Here is a 16289-nt window from a genome sequence, read left to right as displayed (position 1 = left end):
CCGGCCGGCCCCGCCCCCCATAGATGGAGCGATCACATGAGAATCAACAGGACCACCCAGATAATCGCCGCGTCCGTGCTCGGCGTCGCGCTGGCCGGTATCAGTGTGGCCGGTCCCGCCGCGGCCGACGCCGACCCCGGCAACGGCAGCAGCAGCGGGATCGACGTGTCGGTGAAGATCGAGCCCACCACCACCCCCGGTCAGCTGTCGATGACCGTGGCCGACAACACCGGCGTCCCCCTGCAGGAGAACGGCTCCGACGCCGCCGCCCGCCAGTTCGTCGGCACCCTGCCGACGGTGACGGTGTCCGACACCCGGCGGCCCGAGGACATCCCCGCCGGTGAGTACTGGGCCGTGGTCGGCCAGGCCAGCCAGTTCACCGCGACCGACGACCCGGCCAAGACCATCGGCCCCGAATACCTGGGCTGGAAGCCCCACCTGCTGACCGACTCCTCCACCGGCGCGGTCTCGGCCGGTGAGCCGGTCTCCAGTGTCGTCTCCGACGGCACCGGCGCCCCCGAGGTGGGTCTGAAGGGTCAGGAACTGCTGGTCTCCACCGCCAACTCCTCCGACGAGATCGGCACCTCCAAGGTCAACGCCGACCTCGCCCTGCGCACCCCCGTCGACGTCGCCGCCGGCGAATACCACTCCACCCTCACCCTGTCACTGTTCAACCAGTCCTGAACCCCCAGGGCAGGACACCGACCCCCACCGTGGGCGTCCGGAACCCTGTGCCAGCCCGGCACCCGTCCCGGACGCCCACGACCACACAGGAGACACCCGTGCCGACCACGAGCCGACCACGAGAAACCCACGCCGCCCGCGCCCAGCTCACCGCCCCCGCCCCGCTGGCCACCCGCGCCCTGCTGGCCGCCCGCGCCGTCCGCGCCGTGCTCGCCGTCTTCCAGGCTGCCGGCGTGACCGTCTCGGTCACCGTCTTGGCCGCCACGACCGCAATGGTCGCCATGGTCGTCTCCGCCGCCCCCGCCGCCGCCGACACCACCTGGTCGGTCGTCCCCGCCGACGCCAACGGCCCCGACGGCCGCAGCGTCATCGACATCGAACTCCCCGGCGGACAACAAGTCACCGAACACATCGCGGTCATCAACCGCTCCACCCAACCGGTCGACTTCGCCATCGACGCAGGCGACGGCTACCTGACCGCCAAGGGATACTTCGACATGCGTCCCTCCGACGCCACCCCCACCGACGGCGGCGCATGGATCAAAGTCCCCGACAAAGTCACCATCGCCGCCGGAGCCACCGCCGTCGTCCCGGTCACCGTGTCGATCCCGCCCAACGCCACCCCCGGAGACCACCCCGCAGGCGTCACCGCATCCATCGACACCATCTCCGGCCAGGTCCGCGTCCAAAACCGGGTAGGCGTCCGCCTCAACATCCGCGTCACCGGCACCCTGACCGCCAAAGTCGCCGTCACCGGCGTCAGCACCGACTACACCTGGTCCTGGAACCCCTTCGCCCCCGGCACTGTCGAGGTCACCTACACCCTCGCCAACACCGGCAACCTCCGCCTGGCCCCCGACAGCCGCATCCTCACCTCCACCCTCGCCGGCCAAACCGGCTGGAACGACACCTCCGAAGCCAAAGCCCGGGAAATCATGCCCGGCGGCAGCCGCACCTTCACCGCACACGTCACCGGCACCTGGCCACTGGGACCCATCGGCACAACGATCATGGCCATCCCCTACCCCGCCGGCAGACACCTCCCCGGCATCACCGCCGAACGCATCGCCATCGACACCACCCTCTGGGCCATCCCCTGGCCCCAACTGGCCCTCCTCACCCTTCTCATCCTCGCCTTCCTCACCGTCCGCCTCACCAGCACCCGACGCCGCAAGCGAATCGAGAAACTCCTCCTCCTCAACAGCCGCGGCACACCTCTGGGCACGTGAGCACCGCGGTGCGCGGGGCCAAGCGATCCCCACACCTCTGAACCACCGGCAGGTCGGCCCCGACACGCGTCGCGGCGGCCGCCGTCCCACTCCGATCACCGACATCCGCCTGTCAGGAGGTGGCGACATCAACCGACCCAGGCAACCGACCCCGGTACGGCGTCCGATTTGGGGCCGCGTGCTCGCCCTCACGGTCGCGTTCGCGCTCGGCGCGCTCGTCGCCGGCGGCCTGGTCTTCGCGGCGACCCGGCCGAGCTCCACCGAACAGATCGCGGACCGGCTCAGGGCCGAGGACGCCGTCCGGGATAAGGCGCAGATCAAGGAGCTCACCGAGCTGGCCCGCACCACCCGCGATCGGCTCGTCCCCGTGCTCGAAGGCCTGGGCCGGGTCATGCCCGTCGACGGCACCGCCGGACCGGCCGTCGTGACCCCCGCGGACGTCGCCGGCTGGCGGCAGGCGGCCGCCGCGGCCGTCGACGGCTTCGCCGATCCGCCGTCCGGCGAAACCGCGACCAACATCGCGAGGTCGAGTCTCGCCTCCGCCGTACGGCAGATCGCCACCACCGTGGACACATACGCGGCCTCGCGGGGACTCACCGGGCAGATCCGGACGACCGTGATGGACCTCGCCGTGCGGCAGCGCGCCGCCGCGCTCTTCACCTGGTCGGTCGGAGCCACCGCCCTCGACGCGGTCAACGTCGACGCGGGCTACGGCCACCAGCACGTGTTCCTGCCGGCCTCGTCCGGCGACGGGGCGCTCACCCCCGACCCCGAACCTGAAGGGACCCACGAGTCGTGAACAAGACACTGCGATATGGCATGACCCTCCTGCTGGCAGGACTCGTGCTGATGCTCGGGGCGCCCGCGGCCTCGGCCCACGAAGGACCGATCAAGCTGGAGGTGGCCGGGGACGGCGGCCAGAACGTCAACGTGCTGGCCACCTGGAAGGAGGACGGCCATCCCGTCACGGAGATCGTCGAGGCGACGTTGGTCGCGACCTCCACCGACGGCCGTTCCTTCGGACCGGTTCCCCTCAGGTCGTCACCCGAGGGCCAGAACCTCTACCACCTCGCCGAGCCGCTGCCCGCCGGCGAGTGGAAGGTCACGGTGACCGCGACCGAGCCCTCCAAGGCGAGCCTGACGACGAAGGTGAAAGCGCGGGACATCGCCGCCGCGTCCGCCGCGACGGCGGCTCCGCTCGGACCGGAAAGGCCGGCGACCGCCGCCGCGCCGGACGCCGGGGAGTCGTTCGGGACGCCGCTCCAGATCGGCGTCATCGCCCTCGCGGCGTTGGCGCTCATCGCGGTCGGGATCGCCCTCGTCCGCCGCGGGCGGCCGGGCATCCGGGGCTGACGATCCTGACCGCTGACGGAAGCGGGCGGGCACGCCCGGCGCGACCTCTCCCTCTGCGCGCCGGGCGTGCCCGCCTCAACCCCACTGCAGGTGTGCCCCATGACCTGCAATGGCCACAGGTGCCCCGCATTTCGCGGCCTACACCTAAACGGGCGGAAGAAATCCCCCGGGAGTCGGATCCGCCTGCTCCGCCGGCCGCGCGGGCCCCTGAGCGACCGGCCCCGGCGCGCCGCCGTACGGGCGGGGAACCGCCGCGTGCACGGGCCGATCGTAGGAGGGGAGCGGGCGGCGCGCCCGGGCGAGGCGCGCCTCGTCGCGGCGCCGGCGCTCGGCGAGGACGGCGGCGAGGTAGGCGTGCGGCGGCACCCCGGGCGGGGGCGGCGGCGCGACCTGGGCGGCGACGCGGGCCGCGATCCGCGTGCCCATCTCGTCGCGGGTCGGCGGCGCGAGCTGGTGCCAGCGGGACAGGTATCCCCGGGCCGTGTCGGCAACCTCGCCGGTCAGCTGCGACAGCTCCAGCATCGCGGCCCACGAGGCGAGCTGTGGCGGCATGGCCGGGGGAGGGTCCTGCCGGGGGACCCTCTCGCTGATGACGATCGTGCCGGCGAAGACGTCGCCGAGCCGCTTGCCGCTCCGGTTGAGCAGGGACGTGATCAGCGCGGGCGCGCCCATGAACGTCCAGAACTCGACGAACCCGGCCAGCCCCCGGAACAGCGCCTGCCGGAAGCGCTCCGGACCCCCGTCGTCGCTCACCACGCGCAGGCCGAGCGCGAGCTTGCCCAGCGTGCGGCCCCGGCTCACGGTCTCGGAGATCACCGGGTAGCCCACGAGCACGAGCACGGTCAGCAGGATGAGCAGGCCCGTGCTCAGCGCGTCGTCCGCGATGACGGACGCGTGGGACACCAGGACGTACGCCACGATCAGGACGGCCCACTGGAGGACCCAGTCGACGACGACGGCGAGGGCGCGGCTCGGCAGCTGGGCCACCCGGACCTCGACGACGACGGCTTCGCCGGTCACGACTTCGGACACACTGCGCACCCTACTGCGACCCTGTCGGTAGGGTCCCATGCGTGGACATGGACGCGTTCGTCGCCGCGAGCAAGCCGACCTGGGACCGGCTCGAGGACCTGGTCCGGCGGCACCGCCGGCTGACGGGCGCGGAGGTCGACGAGCTGGTCGAGCTGTACCAGCGGGCCACCACCCACCTGTCCGTCGTCCGGTCGGGCTCGACCGACGCGCTGCTGGCCGGCCGCCTGTCCTCGCTGGTGGCCCGGGCGCGCTCGGCCGTGACGGGGGCCCACACCCCGGCCTGGCGGGAGGTCGTCCGGTTCTTCACGGTGTCGTTCCCTGTGACGGCCTACCGCGCCCGCCGCTGGTGGCTCGGGGCCGCCGTGGCCTCGCTGGTCGTCGCGTACGTCGTCGGCGTGTGGGTGGCCAGGAACCCCGGCGTCCAGGCGGCCGTCGGCACGCCGGAGGACATCAGGCAGCTCGTCGAGCACGACTTCGCCGACTACTACTCCGAGCACCCGGCCGCGTCGTTCGCCGGCGAGGTGTGGATCAACAACGCCTGGGTGTCGATGCAGGTCATCGTCTCGGCCGTCCTGCTGGGCATCCCGATCCCGTGGATCCTGTGGCAGAACGCGGCGAACGTCGGCCTGCTCGGCGGGCTCATGCACGCGCACGGCAAAGCCGACGTGTTCTGGGGGCTGATCCTGCCGCACGGCCTGCTGGAGCTGACCGCGGTCTTCCTGGCCGCCGGGGTGGGGATGCGGCTCGGCTGGACGGTGATCGACCCCGGCCCGCGACGGCGCGGCGAGGCGCTGGCCGAGCAGGGCCGGGCCGTGATGAGCGTCGCCCTCGGCCTGGTGGCCGTGCTGTTCGTCTCCGGCCTGATCGAGGCCGGCGTCACGCCGTCCGGCCTGCCCACCTGGGCGCGCGTCTCGATCGGCGTCCTGGCCGAGGCGCTCTTCCTGACGTACGTGATCGTGTTCGGCCGGCGGGCCCTGCGGGACGGCGAGACGGGCGACATCGAGCAGGCGCCCGACCTCGCGCCCACAGCCTGACCACGAGTCGCGCGTACGGAGGTCAGAGGCGGCCGGCGGCCTTGAGCGCGAGGTAGGCGTCGGCGAGGGCGGGCGCGAGGTCCTCGGGGAGGGCGTCGACGACCTCCACCCCCTGACGGCGCAGCAGCGAGATGATCCGCCGCCGCTCGCCCCTGAGCTGCTCGGCCGCGGCGGCGTCGTAGACGCGCTCGGCCGTGCCCCGGCCCGCGGCCATGGCGGCCACCTTCGGGTCGGCGACCGAGGCGACCAGCACGAGGTGGCGGGCCGACAGCTGGGGCAGCACGGGCAGCAGGCCCTCCTCCATGGCGGCCGGGTTCAGGTCGGTCAGCAGCACCACCAGGCAGCGCCGTCTCGCCCTGGCCAGCACGGCGGCCACCATTCCCGGGCCGTCCGACTCGACCAGCTCCGCCTCGATCGGGGCCATCGACGTCACCAGGGACGACAGCAGCTCGGTGCGGGAGGCGCCGGACAGCCAGGCGCGCACGCCCCGGTCGTAGGCCAGGAAGTCGACCCGGTCGCCCGCGCGGGCGGCCAGGGCGGCCAGCAGCAGCGCGGCGTCCATCGACCAGTCGAGCCGGGGCCATCCGGCCGTCCGGGCGCCCGCGCCGGGGATCGGCGAGACGCCGACGCGGCCGGCCGACGTGCGTCCCGTGTCGAGGACGATCAGGACCCGCCGGTCGCGCTCGGGCCGCCAGGTGCGGACGACGACGTCGCTCCGCCGCGCGCTGGCCCGCCAGTCGATGGACCGCACGTCGTCGCCGACCACGTACTCCCGCAGCGAGTCGAACTCGGTGCCCTGGCCGCGGACCAGCGCCGGGTGCCGGCCGTCCAGCTCGCGCAGCCGGGCCAGCCGCGCCGGCAGGTGCCTGCGGCTGAGGAACGGCGGCAGCACCCGGACCGACCACGGCACCCGGTGCGTGCCCTGCCGCGCGGCCAGCCCGAGCGGACCGACCGAGCGGACGGTCACGGTCACGGCCTCCCGGTCGCCCCTCCTGGTCGGAGTCAGCGTCGTCTCCAGCCGCCTGCGCTCGCCGTGGGGGACGTCGACGCGGAGGTGGCGGGGGGTCGCGCCGGCCGAGGGCGGCCACGCGTCGCGCAGCACCCCCCGCACCCTCCGGGGCCCGGGGTTCTCCACGACCAGGCCGACCCGGACGGACTGGCCGAGCCGCACCAGGCGCTCGCCGTCCCGGTGGAAGCGCAGCCCGCGCACGCCGCCCGCGAGCAGCAGGTCGACGACGACCAGCGCGGCCAGCAGGAGCAGGATGCCGGCCACGGCGAGGCCCGGCCGCGGGGCGAACAGCACGAGGACGGCGCCCAGGGCCGCGAGCAGCCCGGCGCGACCGGTCAGCGCCATGGCGGCCGCCCGGTCGGCCCGGCCGGAGGCTGGGGCTGCGTCATCGTGAGAGGCTCCCTTCGGTTCGGCCCGCCGGGTGTCATCGGGGGACGGGCACGGAGGCGAGGATGCCCTCGAGGATCCCGTCCGGGGTGGCCCCCTCCAGCTCGGCCTCCGGGCGCAGCTGCACCCGGTGCCGCAGCGCGGGCCGGGCCAGGGCCTTCACGTCGTCGGGGGTGACGTACGCGCGGCCGGACAGCCAGCCCCACGCCCGGGCGGCGGCCAGCAGCGCGGTCGCGCCCCGGGGGGACACGCCCACCTGCAGGGACGGCGACTGGCGGGTGGCGCGGGCCAGGTCGACGACGTAGCCGAGCACCTCGGGCCCGACGTGCACCTGCCGGACCGCCCGGCGCCCCGCCTCCAGATCGGCCGCCGTGGCGACCGCCTTGATCTCCGACAGGTCGCGCGGGTCGAAGCCCAGGGCGTGCCGCTCCAGGACGGCGATCTCCTGCTCGCGCGGCGGCAGGGGCACCGTGAGCTTCAGCAGGAACCGGTCGAGCTGGGCCTCGGGAAGCTGGTAGGTCCCCTCGTACTCGATGGGGTTCTGCGTGGCGGCCACGATGAACGGGTCAGGCAGCGGGCGCGCCGTCCCCTCGACGCTGACCTGGCGCTCCTCCATGGCCTCCAGCAGTGCGGCCTGGGTCTTCGGCGGCGTCCGGTTGATCTCGTCGGCGAGCAGCAGGTTCGTGAAGACGGGCCCCTCGCGGTACTCGAACTCCGCCGTCCGCGCGTCGTACACCAGCGAGCCCGTGACGTCGCCCGGCATGAGGTCGGGGGTGAACTGGACACGCTTGAAGTCCAGCGACAGCGTCGCCGCGAGCGTGCGGACCAGCAGCGTCTTGGCCACCCCCGGCACGCCCTCGAGCAGCACGTGCCCCCGGCACAGCAGCGCGATGACGAGGCCGGTGACGACGGCGTCCTGCCCGACCACGGCCTTGGCCACCTCGGCGCGCAGCGCGCCCAGCGCCTCCCGCGCGGCGTCGGACCCCGGCGGCGCGGGGGATGGGGATCCCGGTGTGGTCACGACTCTCGTACCTGCCTTTCGAGTGTGTCGAGGTGGCCGGCCAGGGCCACCAGCGCGGCGTCGTCCTCGGGTGGCGGCCCGTACAGCGCCGACCGCACCCGCTCCGGGTCCTCCATGGTCCGTACGGCGACGGCGGCGGCGATCTCGTCGAACGTCGCGGTCCGCGGAAGCCCCAGGGGCGCGGTGAGCCGGTCGGCCGCGGCGGCCCGCAGCGCGAGCGCGGCCCGGTCCCTGGCCCTGCGGGCCCGGTAGAGCCGGCCGCGTCCCTCCACGGTCTCGGCGGCCCGTACGACCACCGGCAGCCGCTCCGCGACGACCGGCCCGAGGCGGCGGCCCCGCCACAGCGCCACCACGCCGACCGCGGCGACCAGCTGGACCACCGCCCAGCCCACGCCGTCCGGGATGAGGTCGCCCAGCCCGCGTCCGCCGCCGTCCGAGCCGCCGCCGTCCGAGCCGCCGTCACCCGAGCCGTCGTCGCCCGTGCCGTCCGCGTCGTCCGCGTCCGGGGGGACCAGCCAGATCAGCCGGGGCCGGGCGCCGGCGAGGTTCACGGCGAGCGCCGCGTTGCCGTCCTCGGCCAGCCTGCGGTTGGTGAGGAACGCGCCGTCCCCCACCACGGTGACCGTGCGGCCGCCGGTCGCGTAGCGGACCAGCGTGGGCCGTCCGTCGTCCGGGTAGCAGCCGGTCGACCCGGGCGGCCCGGTGAACGCCGTGCCGCCCATGTGGGCGCTGCCCGCGCGGACGGCCTCCCGCAGCGCGCACCCGGGCTCGCGCGAGCGGGCGCGGGCCGGATCCCTCCTCGCGGTGACGCCGCTCGCGAGGACGTCGAGGTAGGGCACCTGCCCGACGATCAGCCGGTCGCCCGGCGCCGCGCCGATGCGCGACGCCTCGTCCCTGGTCAGCGCGCTCGCCTCGGTGACGAGGAGAAGGGTGTCCGGCCCCGCCTGCGCCAGCGCGCCGCCCACGCCGTCGGCCCGGCTGACCGTCACGCCGTGGGCCGTCAGCAGCGCCGACAGCGCACCGCTTCCCGAAAGGGAGGTGTCGCCGGGGTCGAGGTACCTGCCGGTCTCCTCGGAGGGCGCCAGCAGCGCGGGGACCAGGGCGGCCGCGAGGACGAGCACCGCGACCAGCAGCACGGCCCGCCCGCGGCGCCACAGGGCGCCCGCGGTCGGCGAGACCGGCGCCGGGCTCCCGGCCGCGGTCACGGTCATGCGCCGGCGTCCAGCGAGACCCGCGCCGCCCGCAGGCGCTCATCGAGTCCGGCCATCGTCTCGTACGCCTCCCGGGTGCCGGGGACCTCGCCGTACGTGACGTCGTCGAACACCCGTGCGACGGCGCGCAGGTCGGCCGCGTGGTCCGGCAGGGCCCGTCCCGCCACGTCGGCGAGCTCCATCGCCGTCCGGCCCGGAAGCGGGGTCACGATGGCGCGCTCCTCCAGGTCGCGGGCGACGGCGCGCAGCCGCTCCCGGATCGCGCCGCTCCAGTCTCCCTCGGCGGCGAGCCGCCCGGCGGCGGCGCGGTGCTCGGCGGCCGTCAGCTCGCCCCGCTCGAACACGCCGCCCGCGCCCGCCCCGCGGTCGCGCGACATGCGGCGCAGCGCCCACAGCAGCAGGGCGGCGAGGGCCACGAGAACCACGACGATGAGGACGAGCGACAGCACGCCGCCGGCCGTGCCGCCGCCGGCGTCCAGCAGGTCGCCCAGGAACTGCGTGAACGTCCGCCACATCCGGTCGAGCACCGACTCGTGCTGGTAGACCGGCCTCAGCAGCTCGCGAGCCGCCTCACGCCGGGCCTCCTCCCGGCCGACGTCGGGTCCGGCGAGCAGGAACGCGGCCGCCGCCAGGGTCACGGCCGGGGCCCGTAGTAGGAGCCGGGGGCGGTGGGGTCCGTGCCCGCGGCGTACGAGGGGTGCCACAGGTCGTCGACGCTCGCGTGCACCCAGCCCTGGGTGGCGTTGCGTGCGGCCGCCGTCTGCAGCACGAGGTCGAACGCCTCGGCCCGCATCCGCCGGTCGGCGTACAGCAGGCCGTTCACCCCGGCCTGGAACGGATAGGTGATCATAGCGCTCACCACGTTGCCGAGCGTCAGCGCCAGCGCCGCGAGCACGGAGGCGGCGGGCGAGTGCCCCAGCAGCCCGACCAACGACCCGCCGATCGAGAACGGCACCGACAGCACGCCGCTGATGAGCGCCGCGAGCAGCTGCGTCAGCAGCAGGATGCCCAGCACGCGCCACGTGTCGCCCTTCACCAGCCGCCACGAGCGGCGCATCGCGTCGGTCACGCCGCGGCGCTCCAGCACCACGGCGGGCGCCGACAGCGCGAACCTCGACTGGAAGAACAGCACGTACGGGATGTAGAGCAGCAGGAACACAAGGGCGAGCAGGACCGCGAGACCGACCCCGCCCGAGGCGTCGAACGCCCCCGCCGCCGTGAGCCCCACGAACAGCAGGACGGCCACGATCAGCGGCGCCAGCATGAGGAGCCCCTGGACGAGCACGAGCCCGAGCAGGGCCGGGACCCGCGAGCGCACGAGCGCCCAGGCCTCGCCGACCGTGATGCGGCCGCCGAACACGGCGCGCCCGAGCACCCGCGTGAGGATGCCGGTGAGGACGGTGGTCGCGACGAACGTCATGACGAGCGTGGCCAGCGTGCCGACGAGCTGCGGCCCGATCCCGTCGAGCGGCGTCGCGTCGCCGGACGACAGGGCCGCCGGGTCGTTCATCACATCGCCGAGCGACCCCAGCCTGACCGCCTGCCCGATGGCCAGCGGGACCGAGGTGATCGCGGCCACGATGGCGGACAGACCGAGCGTGGCCCGCGGGTTCGAGCGGATCAGCTTGATGGTGCCGTCGAGGATGTCGCCCAGCGCCAGCGGCCGCAGCGGGATGATGCCGGGGCGCGGCGCCTGCGGCGGCAGCTGTCCGTACGGCCCGTATCCCTGATAGCCCTGGTAGCCCTGGTATCCCGGCTGGGCCCCGGGCCCGCCCGGGTACCCCTGCCGGCCCTGCTGACCGTCGGGGGCGCCATGCTGCCGGCCGCTGTACGGGTGGCTCTGCCAGGACCCGGGCGGGGGAGGGGGCGGCGGGGGAGCGGCCTGGCCGTCGTCCGGCCGGCCCTGGTCGCCGGGGGAGGCCCAGGACCCGGGAGCCGCGCCGTACGGCGGAGGCTGCGCGGCGGCCCAGCCCGGGGGCACGTCGGGGGTGGATCCGGGACCGTCTGTCATGTCCCAATCCTGGCATGATGTACGGCGCGCTGGAGCGGTGTGCGGGCGAGGGCGGGCCGTAATCCGGCGGACACGCGTGGGCGGGCGCGCGGCACGGCCGGGGACAGCGCACGGGACACGGTCGCGGACGGCTCCCGGGACGGCGCCGGGGACACGGCCCGGGATCGCCGGGGGATGGCCGAAACGGCGGCAGCGAGCGCAGACTGGGAGCGTGGCCGCACCAAGGGATTCCCTCCGATGTGACCGCATCTGGTCAGATAATCGCGCGCTCCAGTGTGTGCGCCTAAACTCCATGCACTGTCCCGGTCGTGTAACGCCCAAGGGGCGGCCGCCGGTAGCCTTCGGGGGAACCTGTGACAAACGCCCAAAACTCCCAAACGCGTAGAACGAATGAGGGGCCATGAAAGGACGCGTGCTGGTCGTCGACGACGACGCCGCTCTCGCCGAGATGCTCGGCATCGTCTTGCGCGGGGAGGGTTTCGAGCCGTCGTTCGTCTCGGACGGCGACAAGGCGCTCGACGCCTTCCGGGACACGCGTCCTGACCTCGTTCTGCTCGACCTGATGCTGCCCGGCGCCGACGGGATCGACGTGTGCCGCCGCATCCGCGCCGAGTCCGGCGTCCCCATCGTCATGCTGACGGCCAAGAGCGACACGATCGACGTGGTGCTCGGGCTGGAGTCCGGCGCCGACGACTACATCGTCAAGCCGTTCAAGCCGAAGGAGCTCGTGGCCCGGGTGCGCGCCCGGCTGCGCCGCACCGACGAGCCGACCCCCGAGATCCTGCAGATCGGCGACATCACGATCGACGTCGCCGGCCACTCGGTCAAGCGCGCCGAGGAGACCATCAACCTGACGCCGCTGGAGTTCGACCTGCTGGTCGCGCTCGCCCGCAAGCCCCGCCAGGTCTTCACCCGCGAGGTGCTGCTGGAGCAGGTCTGGGGCTACCGGCACGCCGCCGACACCCGTCTGGTCAACGTGCACGTCCAGCGCCTGCGGGCCAAGATCGAGAAGGACCCCGAGCACCCCGAGATCGTCGTGACCGTGCGGGGCGTCGGCTACAAGGCCGGACCCGCGTAAGCCGCGCGCCATGCCGGCCCCCGCAAGGAAGCCCCGCCGCCGGACCCCGGGCCAGATCGCCCGTGGGGTCCGCAGGCGTGCGCGCCGCCTCGCGGGGAGGGCGCGCCGGGTCTGGCGGCGCTCGCTCCAGCTCAGGGTCGTCACCAGCACGCTCGTGCTGTCGGTGGCCGTCGTGGTCGTCCTCGGCGTCTTCCTGATGCAGTCGATCATCACGTCGGTGCTGCACGCCAGCGAGCTGTCCGCGGTCGAGGAGTCGCGGGCCAACATCGCCACCGCGAGCGGGCTGCTCACCCCGCCGCCGACCGACGTGACCGACGCGCCGCAGGACGCGGCGTCCGCGCTGCAGAACGGCAACCTCGTCGACGCGGCCGCCAAGGCGCTGGCCGACCGGTCCGGCGGCCGGTACGACGTGGTCGTCTTCAACGACAGCACGATCGGCGAGGGGCGCGCCTCCGGCAACGTCGACCCCGTCAGCATCCCGGCGAACCTCCGGGCCAAGGTCCAGGGCACCCTGGAGGAGGGGACGCTCTGGCAGCAGTTCGTGACGCTCAGGTATCTGGGGAACAGGCCGCCGGAGAAGGGCATCGTCGTCGGCGCGCGGATCAACGGGACCTACGAGATCTACCACCTCTTCCCGCTCGGCGAGGAGGAGAACACCCTCGACGCCGTCCAGCGGATGCTGATCGGCGCGGGCGCGGCGCTCGTGCTGCTGCTCGCCGGCATCGCCTCCCTCGTCACCCGCCAGGTCGTCACACCCGTACGGCTGGCCAGGCAGGCGGCCGAGCGCCTCGCCGCGGGACGCCTGGAGGAACGGCTCAAGGTGCGCGGCGAGGACGACCTCGCCCGGCTCGCCACCTCGTTCAACGAGATGGCCTCGACGCTGGCCGTCAAGATCCACCAGCTGGAGGAGCTGTCCCAGGTGCAGCGGCAGTTCGTGTCCGACGTCTCCCACGAGCTGCGCACGCCGCTCACGACCGTCCGGATGGCCGCCGACCTGCTCTACGAGGGCCGCGAGGGCTTCGACCCGATGGCCGCCCGGTCCGCCGAGCTCATGCAGGCGCAGCTCGAACGGTTCGAGTCGATGCTCGCCGACCTGCTGGAGATCAGCCGGTACGACGCGGGCGCCGCCACCCTCGACATCGAGTCGGTCGACATGCGCGACGTCGTGCTGCGGGCCGTGGGCGACTCCGAGGCGCTGGCCGAGCGGCAGGCGACCCGCTTCGAGCTGCGCCTGCCCAGTGAGCCGTGCGTGGCCGAGGTGGACAGCCGCAGGGTCGAGCGCATCCTGCGCAACCTGCTGTTCAACGCCATCGAGCACGGCGAGGGCAGGGACGTCGTCGTCACGCTCGGCGCCGACCGCGACGCCGTCGCCGTGGCCGTGCGGGACCACGGGGTGGGTCTGAAGCCGGGCGAGGAGACGATGGTCTTCGACCGCTTCTGGCGGGCCGATCCGTCCCGCGCCCGGACGATCGGCGGCACCGGTCTCGGGCTCGCCATCTCCCGCGAGGACGCGATACTCCACGGCGGATGGCTGCAGGCCTGGGGGTCGCCGGGGGAGGGCAGCCAGTTCCGGCTGTCGCTGCCCCGCGTCGCCGGCGCGTCGCTCAAGGGCTCGCCGCTCCCGCTCGTGCCGCCGGAGGTCGAGATGCGGCGCACCTGGCGCAGCCACGTCACCCCGGTCCTGTCCCCGGCCGTCGCCGTCGCCGAGGCCGGGATGCGGGTCAGGGAGAACGCCGACGCGGGCGGTTTCGATGGCGACTGAGCCGCGCTCTCCGAGGCGGACCGGCACGGTGCACGGCCGTCGCGCCGCGCATCGCCCGCCGCGGCCCCGGCTCGCCGTCGCCGGCGTGGCCGTCGTGCTGCTGTCCGGCGGCGCCGGGTGCGCCGTCGTCCCCACGAGCAGCAGTCCGCGCGCCGCCGAGGAGAACAGCGGCAGGGACACGCTCATCCAGCCGTACGTCCGCATGATCGCCACACCGCCCCGGGAGAACGCACTCCCCGAGGAGATCGTCAAGGGCTTCCAGGCGGCGATGGCGAGCTTCGACGACTCCCGCCTCCCGATCGCGCGCACGTACCTGACGCCCTCGACCGCGAGCAGGTGGAACCCGCTCAAGGAGACCGAGGTCTACGAGGGCAAGCTGGAGCCCGACCGGTCCGCCTACCCGAAGAACGCGACGAGCGTGACGATCCCGCTGAAGGGGCGGCTGGTCGCCACGATCGACCCCCAGGGGCGGTACCACGCGGTGTCGGGCCCGCTCGACCAGGCGTTCACCCTGGTCAAGGTCCAGGGGCAGTGGCGCATCGACGCGCCGCCGGACGTCCGGTTCCTGTCCAGCGACGACGTGAAGCGGGCCTACCGCCCCGTGGACCTGTGCTACCCGTCCGCGACCCCGTCGCCGGGGCTCGTCGTCGACCGGGTGTGGGTGCCGATCGAGCCGAGCCGCGGCGTGCCCGAGACCCGCGTCCGCCGCCTCCTGGACGGTCCCACGGACGCGGTCAGGGACGCGGTGACGACCGCCTTCCCTTCCGGCACCGACCTCAACCAGATCACCGTCGAGGGCGACACGGTCGTGGTCGACTTCACCGCGGCCATCGAGTCGGTCCAAAGCGACCGGATCGAGGCGATGAAGGCCCAGCTCGCGTGGACCCTCGGCGAGCTGGCCGCCGGCCGGAACATCGAGATCCGGGTGAACGGCGAGCCGTTCCGGGACAAGGGGCTCAGGTTCCGGCCGGGCGACTACGCCAGGTTCGACCCGAACGTCCTGACCAGCTCCGCCCAGATCTACTACATGCGGGACGGCAAGCTCCAGCAGGCGCAGGAGAAGGAGAAGAGCGGCGGCGTGCCCGTCGCCGGCGCGGCCGGCGAGCAGGACGTGAAATTCACCGACCCCGCGGTGTCGAGCGACTACACGCCCAGGGTCGCCGCCATCGTGAACGGCGACGGCGTGTACGTCACCGCCATGTCCAAGGGCAGCCCGTGGCGGCGCGTCATCACCGGCAAGAAGCTCACCGCCCCCTCCTGGGACCGGTACGGCCAGGTGTGGACGGCCGAGCCGTACGGGCTGCAGCAGACGCGGGTCTGGCAGTCCGACGGCGGGCCGGCGCGCAAGGTGCTGATCCCGGAGGAGCTCGCGACCTCGCACGTCTCGGCGCTGCGCGTCTCCCGTGACGGCGCCCGGGTCGCCGTGATCACGGACGAGGGGCTCGGGACCACGGTCAAGGTCGGCACGATCGTCCGCATCGGCGGCCAGGCCAAGATCGACGACATGCAGACGCTTGTCGACGCCCGCGACGAGCAGAAGATCGTCAACATCGCCTGGCAGGACGCGGCCGACCTGCTCGTGCTGTCGGAGGGCAAGAGCGGCCAGGAGCTCACGACCTGGTCGGTGATGGAGGGCAAGATCGACCCCGACGCGCCCAGCAAGCCCGACACGAACGCGAAGATCGACTCGCTCTCCGCCGCCCCCGGCCACGTGCTGGCCGGGGAGGAGGACGGCACGGTGCTGAACTACAGCATCGACAAGAAGGACTGGAACCCGGTCGCCAAGGACGGCGCCCGCACTCCGGTCTACCCCCTCGGCTGACCGTCGCCCCTCCGGAGTTTCTCCGCGCGGCGAGGGCCCCCGCGAACGCCGGCCCGAAGCCGCCGGTCCCCAGAGCCGCGGAAGTGTCGGCAGCGGCCGCCCCCTCAGGAGATGCCTGGCGGCGGGTCCACGGAGCCGTGCAAGGCGCCGGCGGCGGGTTCTCGATGCCGCGGGCGAGGCCTGGCGGCGTCCGGTCCGCTGAGGCGCGGAAATGTCGGCGGCGGCTGGCAGGGTGGGGTCGTGCTGGCGGCGCTGCTCGACCTCGTGCTCCCGCCCCGCTGCGCCGGATGCGGCGAGCCTGGGTCCGTGACCTGCCGCGCGTGCGCGGCGGGACTGTCGCGCGACCCCGAGCCCCGGCCGCCCGACCCGCCCCCGGACGGGCTGCCCGAGTGCTGGTCCGGGACCACGTACGACGGGAGCGCCCGCCGCGTGATCCTCGCGTACAAGGAGCGCGGCCAGGCGTCGCTCGCGCCGTTCCTGGGCGCCTGTCTGGCCGAGACCGCCCTCGCGGCGCTGCGCTGGCCCGGCGGCCCGTCCGGCCCGGGCGTTCCGGTGGCGGCCGGCATCCCCAGGGCGGCCGGCATCCCCAGGGCGGCCGGCATCCCCAGGGCGGCCGGCATCCCCAGGGCGGCCGGCATCCCCGGGGCGGCCGGCAT

15 protein-coding genes are annotated in these 16289 nt (G+C 74.1%); 9 read left to right on the top strand and 6 right to left on the bottom strand.

Going from position 1 to position 16289, the window contains the following annotated elements:
- Positions 1-36: 36 nt before the first annotated feature.
- From MPTA5024_RS23060 to MPTA5024_RS23045, 4 genes are all read left to right on the top strand, one after another.
- Positions 37-684, top strand: a complete 648-nt coding sequence (locus MPTA5024_RS23060; RefSeq protein ID WP_036327916.1) for a hypothetical protein — start codon at positions 37-39, stop codon at positions 682-684.
- Positions 685-890: 206 nt separating this feature from the next.
- Positions 891-1913, top strand: a complete 1023-nt coding sequence (locus MPTA5024_RS23055; protein WP_157099659.1) for a COG1470 family protein — start codon at positions 891-893, stop codon at positions 1911-1913.
- A gap of 178 nt (positions 1914-2091) precedes the next feature.
- Positions 2092-2712, top strand: coding sequence for a hypothetical protein (locus MPTA5024_RS23050; protein ID WP_051458540.1), 621 nt, complete (start codon positions 2092-2094; stop codon positions 2710-2712).
- On the top strand, positions 2709-3266 hold the full coding sequence (locus MPTA5024_RS23045; protein WP_157099658.1) for a hypothetical protein: 558 nt from the start codon (positions 2709-2711) through the stop codon (positions 3264-3266). The genes MPTA5024_RS23050 and MPTA5024_RS23045 overlap by 4 nt, the downstream gene beginning before the upstream one ends.
- Positions 3267-3410: 144 nt before the next feature.
- Here MPTA5024_RS23045 and MPTA5024_RS23040 read toward each other — a convergent pair whose 3' ends face one another.
- Entirely contained in the window at positions 3411-4298 is an 888-nt protein-coding gene (locus tag MPTA5024_RS23040) for an RDD family protein (protein ID WP_157099657.1), read from the bottom strand.
- Between the two features lie 41 nt (positions 4299-4339).
- Here MPTA5024_RS23040 and MPTA5024_RS23035 point away from each other — a divergent pair, with 41 nt between their 5' ends.
- A complete protein-coding gene (locus tag MPTA5024_RS23035) occupies positions 4340-5332 on the top strand; it encodes a stage II sporulation protein M (protein WP_036327908.1) in 993 nt (330 codons plus the stop codon).
- A 22-nt stretch (positions 5333-5354) separates the two neighbouring features.
- Here the strand turns inward: MPTA5024_RS23035 and MPTA5024_RS23030 are convergent, their stop codons facing one another.
- From MPTA5024_RS23030 to MPTA5024_RS44330, 5 genes are all read right to left on the bottom strand, one after another.
- The gene (locus MPTA5024_RS23030; RefSeq protein ID WP_036327906.1) at positions 5355-6686 is read right to left on the bottom strand and encodes a DUF58 domain-containing protein; all 1332 of its coding nucleotides are present in this window, start codon (positions 6684-6686) and stop codon (positions 5355-5357) included.
- Positions 6687-6765: 79 nt separating this feature from the next.
- Complete coding sequence (locus tag MPTA5024_RS23025) at positions 6766-7749, bottom strand: AAA family ATPase (protein ID WP_036327903.1); 984 nt, start codon at positions 7747-7749, stop codon at positions 6766-6768.
- A complete protein-coding gene (locus MPTA5024_RS23020) occupies positions 7746-8960 on the bottom strand; it encodes a DUF4350 domain-containing protein (protein WP_036327901.1) in 1215 nt (404 codons plus the stop codon). The genes MPTA5024_RS23025 and MPTA5024_RS23020 overlap by 4 nt, the downstream gene beginning before the upstream one ends.
- Positions 8957-9598 carry a DUF4129 domain-containing protein gene (locus tag MPTA5024_RS23015; protein WP_232326605.1) on the bottom strand — a complete coding sequence of 214 codons (642 nt, stop codon included), beginning with the start codon at positions 9596-9598 and terminating at the stop codon, positions 8957-8959. The genes MPTA5024_RS23020 and MPTA5024_RS23015 overlap by 4 nt, the downstream gene beginning before the upstream one ends.
- Positions 9595-10971, bottom strand: coding sequence for a glycerophosphoryl diester phosphodiesterase membrane domain-containing protein (locus MPTA5024_RS44330; RefSeq protein ID WP_063794751.1), 1377 nt, complete (start codon positions 10969-10971; stop codon positions 9595-9597). The genes MPTA5024_RS23015 and MPTA5024_RS44330 overlap by 4 nt, the downstream gene beginning before the upstream one ends.
- Positions 10972-11371: 400 nt before the next feature.
- Between MPTA5024_RS44330 and mtrA the strand changes: the two genes are divergently transcribed.
- The 4 genes from mtrA to MPTA5024_RS42495 form a co-directional block, all read left to right on the top strand.
- Positions 11372-12049, top strand: a complete 678-nt coding sequence (gene mtrA / locus MPTA5024_RS23005; RefSeq protein ID WP_036327899.1) for an MtrAB system response regulator MtrA — start codon at positions 11372-11374, stop codon at positions 12047-12049.
- Between the two features lie 10 nt (positions 12050-12059).
- Entirely contained in the window at positions 12060-13811 is a 1752-nt protein-coding gene (gene mtrB, locus MPTA5024_RS23000; RefSeq protein WP_051458538.1) for an MtrAB system histidine kinase MtrB, read from the top strand.
- 85 nt (positions 13812-13896) lie between these two features.
- The gene (locus MPTA5024_RS22995) at positions 13897-15633 is read left to right on the top strand and encodes an LpqB family beta-propeller domain-containing protein (RefSeq protein WP_232326604.1); all 1737 of its coding nucleotides are present in this window, start codon (positions 13897-13899) and stop codon (positions 15631-15633) included.
- A gap of 240 nt (positions 15634-15873) precedes the next feature.
- On the top strand, positions 15874-16289 hold a 416-nt coding region (locus tag MPTA5024_RS42495), incomplete at its 3' end, for a ComF family protein (protein WP_442922082.1).

This window comes from Microbispora sp. ATCC PTA-5024, assembly GCF_000511135.2.
Taxonomy (GTDB): domain Bacteria; phylum Actinomycetota; class Actinomycetes; order Streptosporangiales; family Streptosporangiaceae; genus Microbispora; species Microbispora corallina.
Note: the sequence above shows the minus strand (reverse complement) of the source record. Positions and strands in the feature narration are given on the sequence as shown.

Excerpts from the sequence above, each read along its gene's own strand:
- MPTA5024_RS23060 (WP_036327916.1), top strand. The coding sequence starts at position 37 with ATGAGAATCAACAGGACCACCCAGATAATCGCCGCGTCCGTGCTCGGC.
- MPTA5024_RS23030 (WP_036327906.1), bottom strand. The coding sequence starts at position 6,686 with ATGGCGCTGACCGGTCGCGCCGGGCTGCTCGCGGCCCTGGGCGCCGTC.
- MPTA5024_RS23020 (WP_036327901.1), bottom strand. The coding sequence starts at position 8,960 with ATGACCGTGACCGCGGCCGGGAGCCCGGCGCCGGTCTCGCCGACCGCG.
- MPTA5024_RS44330 (WP_063794751.1), bottom strand. The coding sequence starts at position 10,971 with ATGACAGACGGTCCCGGATCCACCCCCGACGTGCCCCCGGGCTGGGCC.
- mtrA (WP_036327899.1), top strand. The coding sequence starts at position 11,372 with ATGAAAGGACGCGTGCTGGTCGTCGACGACGACGCCGCTCTCGCCGAG.
- mtrB (WP_051458538.1), top strand. The coding sequence starts at position 12,060 with ATGCCGGCCCCCGCAAGGAAGCCCCGCCGCCGGACCCCGGGCCAGATC.